The organism is Bosea sp. F3-2, assembly GCF_008253865.1.
Taxonomy (GTDB): Bacteria; Pseudomonadota; Alphaproteobacteria; order Rhizobiales; family Beijerinckiaceae; genus Allobosea.
In genome coordinates this window covers 658,792-672,312 of record NZ_CP042331.1, presented here as the reverse complement: position 1 = coordinate 672,312, position 13,521 = coordinate 658,792, and the positions used below count along the sequence as shown (strand labels likewise).

17 protein-coding genes are annotated in these 13,521 nt (G+C 64.7%); 8 read left to right on the top strand and 9 right to left on the bottom strand.

The features are described from left to right. Positions 1-279 precede the first annotated feature (279 nt). From FQV39_RS03220 to FQV39_RS03190, 8 genes are all read right to left on the bottom strand, one after another. Positions 280-1,125 (bottom strand): helix-turn-helix domain-containing protein, encoded by an 846-nt coding sequence (locus FQV39_RS03220; protein ID WP_149128995.1) that lies wholly within the window; start codon positions 1,123-1,125, stop codon positions 280-282. A 5-nt stretch (positions 1,126-1,130) separates the two neighbouring features. Beyond that, positions 1,131-1,394, bottom strand: coding sequence for a hypothetical protein (locus tag FQV39_RS03215; protein ID WP_149128994.1), 264 nt, complete (start codon positions 1,392-1,394; stop codon positions 1,131-1,133). A 47-nt stretch (positions 1,395-1,441) separates the two neighbouring features. Beyond that, the gene (locus FQV39_RS34070) at positions 1,442-1,567 is read right to left on the bottom strand and encodes a hypothetical protein (protein ID WP_282570158.1); all 126 of its coding nucleotides are present in this window, start codon (positions 1,565-1,567) and stop codon (positions 1,442-1,444) included. Positions 1,568-1,620: 53 nt separating this feature from the next. Continuing rightward, positions 1,621-2,010, bottom strand: a complete 390-nt coding sequence (locus FQV39_RS03210) for a hypothetical protein (protein WP_149128993.1) — start codon at positions 2,008-2,010, stop codon at positions 1,621-1,623. A 173-nt stretch (positions 2,011-2,183) separates the two neighbouring features. Then, complete coding sequence (locus FQV39_RS03205; protein ID WP_149128992.1) at positions 2,184-2,501, bottom strand: hypothetical protein; 318 nt, start codon at positions 2,499-2,501, stop codon at positions 2,184-2,186. Between the two features lie 219 nt (positions 2,502-2,720). Then, a complete protein-coding gene (locus FQV39_RS03200) occupies positions 2,721-2,939 on the bottom strand; it encodes a helix-turn-helix transcriptional regulator (protein ID WP_149128991.1) in 219 nt (72 codons plus the stop codon). A gap of 183 nt (positions 2,940-3,122) precedes the next feature. Continuing rightward, positions 3,123-3,377: a hypothetical protein gene (locus tag FQV39_RS03195; RefSeq protein WP_149128990.1), complete on the bottom strand. Its 255-nt coding sequence runs from the start codon at positions 3,375-3,377 to the stop codon at positions 3,123-3,125. After that, positions 3,374-4,627, bottom strand: a complete 1,254-nt coding sequence (locus tag FQV39_RS03190) for a tyrosine-type recombinase/integrase (RefSeq protein ID WP_187640145.1) — start codon at positions 4,625-4,627, stop codon at positions 3,374-3,376. Before FQV39_RS03190 ends, FQV39_RS03195 begins: the two co-directional genes overlap by 4 nt. Positions 4,628-4,889: 262 nt before the next feature. Between FQV39_RS03190 and FQV39_RS03185 the strand changes: the two genes are divergently transcribed. From FQV39_RS03185 to FQV39_RS03150, 8 genes are all read left to right on the top strand, one after another. Further along, positions 4,890-5,201, top strand: a complete 312-nt coding sequence (locus FQV39_RS03185) for an FtsB family cell division protein (RefSeq protein ID WP_149128988.1) — start codon at positions 4,890-4,892, stop codon at positions 5,199-5,201. 174 nt (positions 5,202-5,375) lie between these two features. Beyond that, on the top strand, positions 5,376-6,473 hold the full coding sequence (pdhA, locus tag FQV39_RS03180; RefSeq protein WP_149128987.1) for a pyruvate dehydrogenase (acetyl-transferring) E1 component subunit alpha: 1,098 nt from the start codon (positions 5,376-5,378) through the stop codon (positions 6,471-6,473). 59 nt (positions 6,474-6,532) lie between these two features. Further along, positions 6,533-7,930 (top strand): pyruvate dehydrogenase complex E1 component subunit beta, encoded by a 1,398-nt coding sequence (locus tag FQV39_RS03175; protein ID WP_149128986.1) that lies wholly within the window; start codon positions 6,533-6,535, stop codon positions 7,928-7,930. Between the two features lie 14 nt (positions 7,931-7,944). Continuing rightward, on the top strand, positions 7,945-9,294 hold the full coding sequence (locus tag FQV39_RS03170; RefSeq protein WP_149128985.1) for a pyruvate dehydrogenase complex dihydrolipoamide acetyltransferase: 1,350 nt from the start codon (positions 7,945-7,947) through the stop codon (positions 9,292-9,294). 196 nt (positions 9,295-9,490) lie between these two features. Beyond that, entirely contained in the window at positions 9,491-9,949 is a 459-nt protein-coding gene (locus FQV39_RS03165; RefSeq protein WP_149128984.1) for an endonuclease domain-containing protein, read from the top strand. Then, complete coding sequence (lpdA, locus tag FQV39_RS03160) at positions 9,942-11,381, top strand: dihydrolipoyl dehydrogenase (RefSeq protein ID WP_149128983.1); 1,440 nt, start codon at positions 9,942-9,944, stop codon at positions 11,379-11,381. The genes FQV39_RS03165 and lpdA overlap by 8 nt, the downstream gene beginning before the upstream one ends. Before the next feature lie 92 nt (positions 11,382-11,473). Continuing rightward, positions 11,474-12,250, top strand: coding sequence for an alpha/beta fold hydrolase (locus FQV39_RS03155; RefSeq protein ID WP_149128982.1), 777 nt, complete (start codon positions 11,474-11,476; stop codon positions 12,248-12,250). 84 nt (positions 12,251-12,334) lie between these two features. After that, positions 12,335-12,673: a GlsB/YeaQ/YmgE family stress response membrane protein gene (locus tag FQV39_RS03150; protein ID WP_149128981.1), complete on the top strand. Its 339-nt coding sequence runs from the start codon at positions 12,335-12,337 to the stop codon at positions 12,671-12,673. Between the two features lie 15 nt (positions 12,674-12,688). Here FQV39_RS03150 and FQV39_RS03145 read toward each other — a convergent pair whose 3' ends face one another. After that, positions 12,689-13,363 carry a hypothetical protein gene (locus FQV39_RS03145; RefSeq protein ID WP_149128980.1) on the bottom strand — a complete coding sequence of 225 codons (675 nt, stop codon included), beginning with the start codon at positions 13,361-13,363 and terminating at the stop codon, positions 12,689-12,691. Between the last annotated feature and the right edge of the window lie 158 nt (positions 13,364-13,521).

The window sequence follows — 13,521 nt, the reverse complement described above, 5'->3', positions numbered from 1 at the left end:
AGCAGGGCGCTTCCCATAGTCGCGCCATTTGCTTCCCATCCTATGCAAGCCATTGAAATCAAATCATCGACACGTGATCGAACATCATGCGGTCGCGTAGACGCGCCGATTTCGAGCTCGGAATCGCGATCGAGGCGAGGTCACAACTCGCGCGGAGCCTGTCGACGAGACAGCGTTGCGAATATCCTGACGCTCGTTCGCGCGTGCTGAGCACCTCATTCTGCCCATTCCCAGCGCCCGACGCCTCGCACACGCGCGAGGGCCGATTATCGAAGCTGATCAGTGGTGAGGCGCGACCGAGTTGCGCGCTTCGAGGATCGCCCGGTGTGCGCCGACCATGCCCTCCTGATCGACGAGCGAGACGAGATAGCCGAGGCGCGCCGGCCCGAGGGTGGCGGCGACTTGCTCACCGGCTTCAACATCACCGCGACCAAGGATCGAAATCACTTCATCGCGGCTCGCTTTTTTTTGCTCGAAGCCTGAAGCCATATCCTGCTCCGCCTCGCCAAGCCTCTCTGTTTCGGATCGATCCTCTGGATCAATGAAACTGGATACTGGACAGGTTAGCGGCTCAGGTCTGACCCCATGGACGGCTCGCACCTGAGCCGTTGGATGGCTCACATCTGGACTTTCGGATGGCTCAGACCTGAGCCGTGCAGATGAGGCGCCGGCCTCTTTTTTTGTGGCCGCGCGCGCCTCAAAATCGGCGATCCGGTCCGCATGCCAACGGACGACAAGCGAGCGCACCTCGTGGCTGTAGGACATCCGGTATTCGTTGGAGGAGTTCGGCCGGCGCGAGCGTGTCAGCCAGCCCCAGGCAATGGCGAGGGTGAGCGCGCGCTTCACGCTGGACAGCGACCAACCCAGATCCGCGGCGAGCCGTTCGCGGCTCGGCCAGGCGGCGTCGTTTTTGGGCGACATGTAATCGGCGACGGCGGTGATGATCTCGCGCATGGGGCCGAGCTTCATCCCGCCCTGGCGGCGAACATCGCGCAACCATTCGGCGCGTTGACGACGAAAGCTCTCAGTGCTGCCCCACTCGATGAGCTCGATGTCGTCGAACACCTTCGGCGGGGACAGATCGACCGCATCCCAATTCGTCGTGCGTGGAACCCGCGCATCCATCGGCGTCAGCCGTCAACCTCGCCAGCCAGATAGCGGCGGCGCTCGGCTTCGAGGTTGGCAAGGGCGCGCTCAAACAAGGCGATCGACTCCTTGCTGCGTTGGGTGGTCCGCCGGACAATCTGCAAGCGCCGGCTTTTCCTGCGCGGCATGTCGTCATCGGCGATGATCAGATCGACCACGGCAGCGGCATCGCGAATGCCCTCGTACAAGTCGATGACCGCCGACTCGTACTGGTCCATCCGGGCTTCGATCTGCGCGAGGTTCGTCATCGGTCTCTCGATGGAGGAAGCCCCGGCACTGGGCCGGGGCGGGATCATCAGGGCTTGACCTGCGCGCGGGCCGCTGCCTCCAAGGAGTGCGGCGGGATCATCAGCCAATCCGGCCGTACCTTGCCGAGGCCGGCGGCCACCAGCATGGGCTCGAAGACGTACTGCAGCATCATCTGGTGCTGGATGTGGGGATCGACGCCGACCGCGACAGCAGGCTTCAGCGAGTCTAGGAAGTCGGTGAGCTTGCTGGCGCTTGCGCAGCTTCGTCGCATTCCCGAGCGTGCGCATAGACATACCGACAAGCTTCTTCGCGCGATTTTTTCTGCTCGGCTGCGATCTCGGCATCGCGGAACGGCTGATCGTCCTTGCAGCGCTGCTGCGCAGCGGCTTTGGCGCGCTGACAGGCTTCGATCTCCAGGCGCACCGCTCTGGCCTTCTCGTCCAGGCGGATCGCTTCCGCCTTGGCACCGGCCTTACCGTTCGCCACGTCTTCGTCGAGCAGCTCAACCTTCTCGCGATGCGTCCGCTCGTCGCGCTCCAGATCGACGATGCGCTGGCTCAGCCCGTCGATCTTCGCGAGTAACCCCTCGCGCTCGGTTTTCGTCAGTGCCTTCATGGTTCGGTCCTTTCGCTGGTAGTGACGTTCAGACGCGTTCTCGCGCCAGGTGGATGGCTTCGACCTCGACCCGGATCTGCCGGAGTGCCTCGCTGTGGCCGAAAAACTCGGCTCGGGCTCGGGCATCGCCGGACGCGACTGCGACCGCGATCTGCTTTCGCGCGTCGGGGCATTCATGGTCGTGGTCCTTTCGGCTTGCGGCGAGGTGGCCGCGTTTGGGGAGAGAGGGAGGTTTCGGGATCTGGCGCCGGCCGGCCGTCGATGGCGGCGAGCTGGCGCTTCAGCTCGTCGAGGTATCCGGCCTGTTCGGCGTCGCGAATGATCTGCTCGACGGCGAGGCGTCTTGTGAAAAATGCTTGCGGATCAGCTGGCACCGGCGTGCCTGGCTCCACCGCATCGAGTCTTCTCTTCACGTCCGCGGCCCATTCGCCCCACAGAGACGCCTCGTCGAGAATCTGCCGGACTGCCGGGCTCGTACGATCGCTCGACATGGCGTCACCCGCGGCGGCGCGACGGGCGTCGGTACACGCGGCCACGCGGTCCGACGGGGCGGGGCGTCACCCGGAACGGCAGGGACTCGCTCTGACCAAGGAACAGCTCGACCCAGCCCGGTTCCTGCATGGGCGGGCCGATGGGCTTCTCCGCAGGCACGTCATCACCGACGTATTCCCGCTCGCCAGTCTCGGAGTTGTGGCGGTACCCGGCCATCGTCAGGCGCCGGCCTTGGCGTCGATGAAGTCGATCAGGTCGCCGATGCGCCAACCAAGCTTCTTACCGCCGAGCGTGATTGGCGCCGGCAATTTTCCTTGCTGGCGCAGCTTCCGCCAATTTTCGATAGTCTGACCGCAGAACTCTGCCGCGGTCTCAGAGGGAAGAACCCGCTTGCGGGCGATCTCGGCGGGCAGGCGATCAAGAACCGACATTTCCAACTCCATCCGGTTGATGGAAGGAAGTATGGAGAATTGATCAGAAGCCGCACCGCACAGAAATCTTCGCTAAGCATCAGTGATTGTTTGATATTTCTTAGTTGTCCACAGCGCGACTTCGAATGCGCAAGATGACCATTGTAACTGACTGAAATCTTTTACTTTTTACGGGCGGCAGGCAGGTAATCACCACTTTATCGTAAAGCCAACACCGAGCAGAGCAGCAATTCTCTCGATTGCATTTTTCGGCAAGGCCCTGCCGGCCATCGGGTGGTCAATCTCGATCTCCAGGCGAGCGCACGTGCCCGCCGGCAAACGAGCGGCTCGGTCGACATCGTCCCAAGACAGATCGGCTTCAACTCGCGCTTGTCGCAGCCCCGCCAGCATGTCGCGCAGGGCATCTTCCGGTGATATCTCGACGCGGACAATCTTCCGCGTCATCGTGAGATCTCTAGGAGATGGTCCGCCCACGCGCTAAGCGCCGCTCGCTTCTCTGCCGCATACTTCGAGCGATTGTAGACCTTCGCCACGCCCTTCTTGCCCGATTCCTGGCTGCTAACATGGTTCAGGATGGCCTCGGTGACGTGCGGTTGGACGCCCAGTTCCTCGTTCATAAGCGTATCGGCTGTCCGGCGCAGGTCGTGCAGCGTCCAGTGTGGCATCTCGACCGGCTCAACACCCTCAGCCTCGGCGGCCTTCGCTCGCGCAGCCGCTATCCGGGTGTCGAGATCGGTCTTCGATCGACTCCAGCCCGAGAACCCGCCTTTGCCGGCACCGAAGATCAGATCGCGACGCGGCTCGCCTTCCTTCACTTCCGCCACCGGGATGCTCTGAATGATCTCAAGTGCTGAAGGCGCCAGTGGGACGTCGTGCATGATGCCGTTCTTCGTCCGCGGCGCGGGGATGCTCCACAGCGCCCGGTCGATCGAAAGCTCAGAGCGAACCATATTGGCGACCTCGTCCCGCCGCTGGGCGGTCAACATCAGCAGGCGCACGATTCTGCCGAAATCGCTATCGCCCGAGTGCTGCCAGATCTCGCGAAGTTCGGTATGGCTCAGCACGCGGTCGCGATGGCGCTCTTCCGCTGGCTTGTTCGTGAAAGCGACGGGGTTGGCCTGCAGTGTTTCCAGCAGACCCTCCTTCATCGCCCAGGTGTAGAGCGACGATAGGGCTGCCCTGGCTCGGTTCGCCGAAATCGGTCCGTTCTCAGAGGCAATAGCCGTCAGCCTTTCAGCAATCTCGCGGCGGCTGAGGGAATGCGCCGGCTGAGGGTGGAGCTTGGCCCAGTGGTTCCGCAAATACCGCTCAGTCGCATCGTAAGACGCCCGCTTCATCGCGGCGACCTTCACTCGCCGCTCCAGGTGCTCCAGGTAACTGTCGACGATATGGAGGAGGGTGGTCTTCGCTCGCTCTTTCTCCGCAAGCCGTTCCCCCTGCGGATCGGTGCCAAGCGTCACGCCAGCCTTTAGCGCTTTCGCGCGGTCTCGTGCTTTGGCTGCCGTCAACTCCGCGACAGACTTGATCGTGACACGGCGTTGCTGCCCACCCGCGCGATACTGGCAGATCCAGACACGCTTGCCGCCAGCGCGGAGACGCACGCCGAAGCCAGGTTCGCGATCGTCGAATACGATGAGTTCGGCCTTGCCCTCTGGTATCGTGAGCTTGGCGACTGATTGGTCTGTGAGGAGCATAGCGCATCCGGTGGGAAACATTGGGAAGCAAATTATCTCTGCGTGCTTCCCAATAGGTAGCACATAATCACGTGGTTCTGACAGATTTCTCTTGATTTATCGGGCTATTTCCTCACATTTCTCACCATCATCCAGCATGGTCTGATGACTTTTAATCATGTGGTCGTGGGTTCGATCCCCACCCCGCTCACCAGAACAGCGAAATTCCCAGCCCGCGACTTTCGTTAACCGGCCGGAAACCAAGTTTTCCTAGCGTAGCGCCATGGTTATCCGCCGCGGCCTTCGCTCGATCTTCGTGACATTGGCGCTCTATCTCGTCTCGGGAGCAGCCGTGTCCTATTTCATGTTCCATGCCCAGCATGGCGCGCGCGGCCTCGAGGCGCGCGGCGCCGTCCGTGAATCGCTGCGCGATATGGAGCTGGAGCTCGCCGGGCTTGTCGCCGAGCGCAAATCCTGGGAACATCGCCTGTCCCTGGTCCGCGACGAGGCGGTCGATCGCGATCTCCTGGAAGAGAACGCGCGAGCCACCCTTGGCCGCACGCACAAGAACGACGTCGTCATCATGGGGCGCTGAGTTCTGACGATACGGCACTTAGTCCCAGACGTATCGATTAACTGAAAATCAGTTACGATCACAGATCTTCGTCTTTTCAATAACTTAGATCATGTTGCACTGCGAGATAGCGTGCTCGCCAAGGTTTTTGCGATCCTCTACAACAAAGGTCAAATGACCTTGGAGGGCCGCCTGATGGCTGTTGCTGCGCGTAAGTCGAAAGCTCCCGCTCAATCGAAAGCCGCTGCAAAGCCGGCAAAGCCACGGGGTTCGAAGGAGGGGGCGGCAAAGACCTCGACAGCCCTCAGCAACGCGCCGAGCTTCACCAAGGAAGAAGACCTTCACGCCTATCGTGAGATGCTGCTGATCCGGCGCTTCGAGGAGAAGGCCGGCCAGATGTACGGCATGGGCCTGATCGGCGGCTTCTGCCATCTCTATATCGGCCAGGAAGCCGTGGTCATCGGCATGCAGATGGCCTCGAAGGATGGCGATCAGGTCATCACCGGCTATCGCGACCACGGCCACATGCTGGCCTGCGGCATGGAATCGCGCGGTGTGATGGCGGAGCTGACCGGCCGGCGCGGCGGCTATTCGCGCGGCAAGGGCGGCTCCATGCACATGTTCAGCCGCGAGAAGAACTTCTACGGCGGCCACGGCATCGTCGGCGCACAGGTCTCGCTCGGCACCGGCCTGGCCTTCGCCGACTGGTATCGCGGCGACAATACTGTCTCCATGACCTATTTCGGCGACGGTGCGGCGAACCAGGGTCAGGTCTACGAGAGCTTCAACATGGCCGAGCTCTGGAAGCTGCCGGTCGTGTTCGTGATCGAGAACAACCGCTACGCCATGGGCACCGCGGTCACCCGCGCCTCGGCCCAGACCGATTTCTCGCGCCGCGGCATCTCCTTCAACATTCCCGGCGAGCAGGTCGACGGCATGGATGTCCGCGCCGTGCGCGAGGCCGGCCTGCGTGCGGTCGAGCACGCCCGCTCCGGCAAGGGGCCCTACATCCTCGAGATGCAGACCTACCGCTATCGCGGCCATTCGATGTCGGACCCGGCCAAGTATCGCTCCAAGGACGAGGTCCAGCGCATGCGCGAGGAGCACGATCCGATCGAGCAGGTCCGCGCCCGCCTGATCCGCGATTTCAAGATCGGCGAAGACGAGCTCAAGGCGATCGACGCCAAGGTGCGCGAGATCGTCAACGACGCGGCCGAGTTCGCGACGCATGATCCCGAGCCCGATCCGTCCGAGCTCTACACCGACATCCTGCTGGAGCCGGCGCAGGGCTGACGGCCCGCGCCCGCGCCTCCTCACCGTCTTTCCCCGCGTCTTAGAATCCGGGTGCGTTCATGCCGATCGACATTCTCATGCCTGCCCTTTCTCCCACGATGGAGGAAGGAAAACTGGCCAAGTGGCTGAAAAAAGAGGGCGATCAGGTCAAGGCCGGCGACATCATCGCCGAGATCGAGACCGACAAGGCGACCATGGAGGTCGAGGCGGTCGACGAGGGCATCCTCGCCAAGATCCTCGTCGCCGACGGCACCGACAATGTTGCGGTCAACACGCGGATCGGCGTGATCGCGGCCGACGGCGAGGACGTCAGCACCGCAGCGAACGGTGCCGCCAAGGCGGCGGCGCCCGAGCCCAAGGCTGAGCCCGCGCCGGCGGCAAAGGCCGAGGAAGCGCCGGCTGCCAGCGCGCCGCAAAGCGTTCCGGCTCAGGCGAAGGCCTATGACGCCTCGTCCGAATTCCCCGCGGGCGCCGAGATCGTCTCGATGACTGTGCGCGAGGCGCTGCGCGACGCCATGGCCGAGGAGATGCGGCGCGACGGCGATGTCTTCGTGATGGGCGAGGAGGTCGCGGAATACCAGGGCGCCTACAAGGTCACGCAGGGCCTGCTGCAGGAATTCGGGCCGAAGCGCGTCATCGACACGCCGATCACCGAGCACGGCTTCGCCGGCATCGGCGTCGGCGCGGCGCTCTCGGGTCTCCGTCCGATCGTCGAGTTCATGACCTTCAACTTCGCCATGCAGGCGATCGACCACATCATCAACTCCGCCGCCAAGACGCTCTACATGTCCGGCGGCCAGATGGGCGCGCCGATCGTCTTCCGCGGCCCGAACGGCGCCGCGGCCCGCGTCGGCGCCCAGCACAGCCATGACTATGCGGCGTGGTACTCGAACGTGCCCGGCCTCAAGGTCGTGATGCCCTACAGCGCCTCCGACGCGAAGGGCCTGCTCAAGAGCGCGATCCGCGATCCGAACCCGGTGATCTTCCTCGAGAACGAGATCCTCTACGGGCGCAGCTTCGATGTGCCGAAGAGCGATGATTTCCTCGTACCGATCGGCAAGGCCAAGGTGGTGCGTCCGGGCACGGACGTGACCATCGTCTCCTTCGGCATCGGCATGGCCTATGCGCTCGGCGCCGCCGAGGCGCTGGCCAAGGAAGGCATCGAGGCCGAGGTCATCGACCTCAGAACCATCCGCCCGATGGATATCGAGACGGTCGTCGCCTCCGTGCAGAAGACCAATCGCTGTGTCGCGGTGGAGGAGGGCTTCCCGCAGTCCGGCGTCACCGCCGAGATCGGCATGAAGATCATGGAAGCGGCCTTCGACTATCTCGATGCCCCCGTCGCCCGCGTCACCGGCAAGGACGTGCCGATGCCCTATGCGGCGAATCTCGAGAAGCTCGCGCTTCCGAACATCGGCGAGGTCGTCGCGGCGGCCAAGGCCGTCTGCTATCGCTGAGAAGGGGCTGACCGATGCCGACCAACATCCTGATGCCCGCGCTCTCTCCGACCATGGAGAAGGGCAATCTCGCCAAGTGGCTGAAGAAGGAAGGCGATACCATCAAGTCCGGCGACATCATCGCCGAGATCGAGACCGACAAGGCGACCATGGAGGTCGAGGCGGTCGACGAGGGTGTCCTCGCCAAGATCGTGGTGCCGGAAGGCACGGCGGATGTCGCCGTCAACGAGGTGATCGGCGTGATCGCAGGCGAAGGCGAGGATGCCAAGAGCATCTCCGCCCCCGCGGCTGGCGGCGCTGCGCCCGCCAAGGCCGAGGCTCCGAAGGCTGAAGCGCCGAAGGCGGAGGCTCCGGCTCCCGCGGCAGCTCCGGCCGCTTCGGCTGCTTCCGCTCCCGCCGCTGCAAAGCTCAACGGCAGCCGGCCCTTCGCCTCGCCCCTGGCGCGGCGCATCGCCAAGGACGCCGGGCTCGATCTTGCCGCCATCAACGGCTCCGGTCCGCATGGCCGCATCGTCGAGAAGGACGTCGAGGCTGCCAAGAAGGGCGGCGGCGCCAAGGCCGCACCGGCTGCGGCTCCCGCCGGTGCGCCGGCTGCCAAGCCTGCCGCCGCACCGCTCGCGGCCGGGCCCTCCGACGAGCAGGTCAAGAAGCTGTTCGCTCCGGGCTCCTATGAGGAGATCCCGCACGACAACATGCGCAAGACGATCGCGCGCCGCCTCACCGAGGCCAAGCAGACGATCCCGCATTTCTATGTCACGCTGGATTGCGAGCTCGACGCGCTGCTGAAGCTGCGCGCCGAGCTGAACACCGCAGCGCCCGAGAAGGACGGCAAGCCGGCCTACAAGCTCTCGGTCAACGACATGGTCATCAAGGCGCTGGCTCTGGCGCTCAGGGCCGTACCGGACGCGAATGTCTCCTGGACCGACGGCGCCATGCTCAAGCACAAGCACGCCGATGTCGGCGTCGCGGTCTCGATCCCCGGCGGCCTGATCACCCCGATCATCCGCGACGCCGAACAGAAGACGCTGTCGCAGATCTCCAACGAGATGAAGGACTATGCGGCCCGCGCCAAGGCCCGCAAGCTGAAGCCCGAGGAGTATCAGGGCGGCACCACGGCGGTCTCCAATCTCGGCATGTTCGGGGTCAAGGACTTCGCCGCGGTGGTGAACCCGCCGCATGCGACGATCCTTGCGGTCGGCGCCGGCGAGCCGCGCGTCATCGTCAAGAACGGCCAGCCGGCCGTCGCGACGGTGATGTCGGTGACACTCTCGACCGACCACCGCGCCGTCGACGGAGCGCTCGGCGCCGAGCTGCTGCAGGCCTTCAAGGGCTATATCGAGAAGCCCATGGCGATGCTGGTGTGAGGCTTGCGTAATGCCGGTCACCAGGCGGCACCACCCCCACCCCTATCCCCTCCCCACAAGGGGGAGGGGAAGAGCTTGGACGATTGGCGCTCGGGCGGTTGTTTACGCGAGGATGCCGCGACCTAACCCCTCCCCCTTGTGGGAAGGGGAAGGGGTGGGGGTCGTCGTGCAGCGCTCTCCGAGGCCGGAATAGACAATGCCGTGGATGCAGCCCAAAGAAAGGGTCGCGAGCGTTGCCGCCAGGCACAATGCCCCGGAGTTGCGCCGTTCCCTGACCGAGCCCGAAAAGCGGCTCTGGATGCTGCTCAGAAAGCGGCTGCCTCAGGCCGGCACGCATTTCCGCCGGCAAGTCCCGCTTGGCCCCTATATCGCTGATTTCGTTTGCTTCGGTGCCAAGCTGATCATTGAAGTCGACGGCGATCAGCACGGCTTTAAGACAGCGCTGCGCTACGACGCGCGGCGCTCGACTTGGCTCGAAACGCAGGGCTTCAATGTCCTGCGCTTCACCAACAGACAGATCATGACCGAGGCGGAGATGGTGCTCGACACGATCTTCGCCGCTCTTTCCGGGCAGGCAGAGTCCTGTCCGACGCCCCCCACCCCTGGCCCCTCCCCACAAGGGGGAGGGGAAAGCCGAGGCAGCCTCCATGAGTGACTACGACATCATCGTCATCGGTTCCGGCCCCGGCGGCTATGTCGCCGCGATCCGGGCCGCCCAGCTCGGCTTCAGGACGGCGATCGTCGAGCGCGAGCATCTCGCCGGCATCTGCTCGAACTGGGGCTGCATCCCGACCAAGGCGCTGCTGCGCTCGGCAGAGATCATGCATTACGGCCAGCACGCCAAGGATTACGGGCTGGTGCTGGAAGGCTCGTTCAAGGCCGATCTGGAGGCCGTCGTGAAGCGTTCGCGCGGCATTGCCGTGCGGATGAACAACGGCGTCCAGTTCCTGATGAAGAAGAACAAGGTCGACGTGATCTGGGGCGAGGCCAAGCTGACCAAGCCCGGCACGATCACCGTCGCACCGACCAAGAAGCCGGCGATGCAGCCGCAAGGCCCGGTGCCGAAAGGCGCCAAGGGCGAGGGCACCTATACCGCCGATCACATCATCATCGCGACCGGCGCCCGGCCGCGCGCGCTGCCCGGCATCGAGCCGGACGGCAAGCTGATCTGGACCTATTTCGAGTCGATGGTCCCGGCGAAGATGCCGAAATCGCTGCTGGTGATGGGCTCCGGCGCCATCGGCATCGAGTTCGCCTCCTTCTATCGAACCATGGGCGTCGAGGTGACCGTGGTCGAGGTGCTGCCGCAGGTCGTCCCGGTCGAGGATGCCGAGATCGGCGCCTTCGCGCGAAAAGCCTTCGAGAAGCAGGGCATGAAGATTCTGACCGGCGCCAAGGTCACCAAGGTCGAGAAGGGGGCCGACTCCGTCACCGCCCATATCGAGGACGAGAAGGGCGGCAAGCAGACCATCACGGCCGACCGCCTGATCTCGGCCGTCGGCGTCGTCGGCAATATCGAGAATATCGGGCTCGAAGCGCTCGGCGTGAAGACCGATCGCGGCTGCATCGTCATCGATGATTTCTGCCGGACGAACGTCAAGGGCATCTACGCCATCGGCGACGTCGCCGGCCCGCCAATGCTGGCCCACAAGGCCGAGCACGAGGCGGTGATCTGCGTCGAGGCGATCAAGGGGCTGCACCCGCATCCGATGGACAAGCAGATGATCCCGGGCTGCACCTATTGCCACCCGCAGATCGCCAGCGTCGGCCTGACCGAGGCCAAGGCCAAGGACGCCGGCTACGAGATCAAGGTCGGTCGCTTCAACTTCGTCGCCAACGGCAAAGCGGTGGCGCTCGGCGAGGATTCGGGCCTCGCCAAGACGATCTTCGACGCCAAGACCGGCAAGCTGCTCGGCGCCCATCTGGTCGGGCCGGAGGTCACGGAGCTGATCCAGGGCTTCGTCGTCGCGATGAACCTCGAGACGACCGAGGAAGAGCTGATGCACACCATCTTCCCGCATCCGACCCTGTCGGAGGTGATGAAGGAGAGCGTGCTCGACGCCTATGGCAAGGTCCTGAACGCCTGAGGCGCTCGGGCTTGATCGGGCGCTGCCCCGGATATCTTCGGGGCGCGTTCGACGGGGACGCTCCGGGATCGAGACGGCGGCGGGGGATCACCATGAAGCGTGTGGGGATAACGCTGCTGGCCGCGCTTGCGGGCGTCCTGTCCGGCGGCGCGGGGGCTCTGGCCTGCGAGGGCGACAAATGCGCCAACGGGCTGGCTTACGAGGCATTCGGCGCAGCGCCTGGTAGTGGTGCGCGTCCCGTCCTCGCGGTCTTCGTTCACGGCGATGTCTCGGCCGGTGGCCCCGCCGACTACATGTACAACTACGCCCGACAATTTGCCGCTGGCCGCAAGGACGTAGTCGCCGTCGCGTTGCTGCGCCCCGGCTACTACGACCGCACGGGCCATCGCAGCGCGGGCTCCGACAATGGTCGCCGGGACACGTTCCACTCTGGCAACAACAGCGCCGTCGCCGGAGCGATCAGGGAGCTGAAGCAGCGCTACGGTGCTCGCAGCGTCGTCGCTCTCGGGCATTCGGGCGGTGCCGGGACGCTCGGCGTGGTGGCCGGCAACTCTCCCGGCCTGATCAACGGCCTCGTGCTGGTGTCCTGCCCTTGCGACGTTGCGGCCTGGAGCGCCAGCCGGGGCCGCCGCCCCGGAGCGGCGCAGTCCCCGGGCGACTACCTTTCCGGCATTCCCGGAGGAACGCCGATCGTCGCCGTGACCGGCCAATCCGACGACAATACCCGCCCGGAGCTCGCGGCCGACTACATCGCGAAGGCACAGGCGCGGGGCTTGCCCGCCAAGGTCCAGATCGTCGGGGGCGGTCACGGTTTCGGCGGCGCCCTGGCGGGGACATCAATGTCTGCGCTCGGGGCGATGGCCCGCTGATCCGCTGCGGGCGTCCCGCCGGACCGCTCGTCGGATGATCCGCGCCGACTTGGCGGCCGACCTCTCGCATTCCATATTGCGACCATGCCGCCGCGCACCCGCAAACCGCCCAAGCCTGACCGCGTCGTCCGTGACGAGGAGGTCGAGATCCTGCCGCCGCGTCGATCGCTGGCGCTCGACTGGGGTGTCGTGATGCCGACCGTCGCCTTCGGCATCGTCACCGGCTTCGTCGCCAGCCTCATCGTCGGCGGTGGCGGGCTGATCCGGCACGCCGTCGTCGGCGTGCTCGGCATGCTGGTCGGGCAGGGCATCGTGCGGCTGACCGGCTGGCGGCTGAATACCGGCTACGGCTTTCTCGACGATGCCGGCATGGCAGTGCTGGGCGCGATCCTCGTCATTCTACTGGCCCGTTTCATCGCCTGAGTGAGTCGGGACCGTTCAGCGAAGGTCGACTCTGATCCCGGCTCCGATGAAATTGGAGCCCGACTTCTGCGGGGCGATGAGGCCAAAAACACCCGAGCGGTGATGCAGCCGGGCGACGAAGGAGACACCTTTCAGCGATTCATGGGCGAACTCGGCCTCGAAGGCGAGGTAGTTCAGGAGGCGCGTGGGGCGCACGTCGATGGCTCCCTCGAAGCGCGGCCGCTCCGACGCGTAGGACAAGCCCTCGCCCACCGCGAAATTGACGCTCACGCCTCCCGCCAGCGGAATCTGCGGCGTTCGGAGCAGGAACGCCAGCGTTCCCTCCCAATGGCTCTGACCGCCGAAATGCCGCAGGATCTGCCCTTCCAGCTCCAGCCGGTTTCCGTGGAAGGCAATGTCCGTGAAGGGCAGGGGAATGGTAAAGGACGGGACGATCACCCGCGACAGGCCGACGCCGGCGAAGTTAGTGTCCGAGAAGTCGAGATTGCCGGTGAAGGCGCGCGTCGGCACGTCCAGGAGATCGGTGTTCATCCAACGGCTGACGTAGCCGCTCGCATGCCAGCGGCGCTCGCTCTCCTGAGCAGCGGCGGGATCGCATAGGAGAGCGGCTGCGAGAAGCCACGGCTGGAACAGCGTTCGCGGCGGGAAGACCGGAATCTCCGGCCACAGGCGGTATCGGGGGGAGAGCATCGTCCGGCATGCCTTTCCCCGCTGCTGCCAGCGGATAGAATCCGGAAAGGGAACTGTCAAAACAAGCATTCGTCAACAAGGGCTGGCGCGGAGCCATCGCGAGGTGTGCGGGATGGCCGGTTGCGGGAGCGCGCTTTGGGGATTAGCTAGGGAGGAGC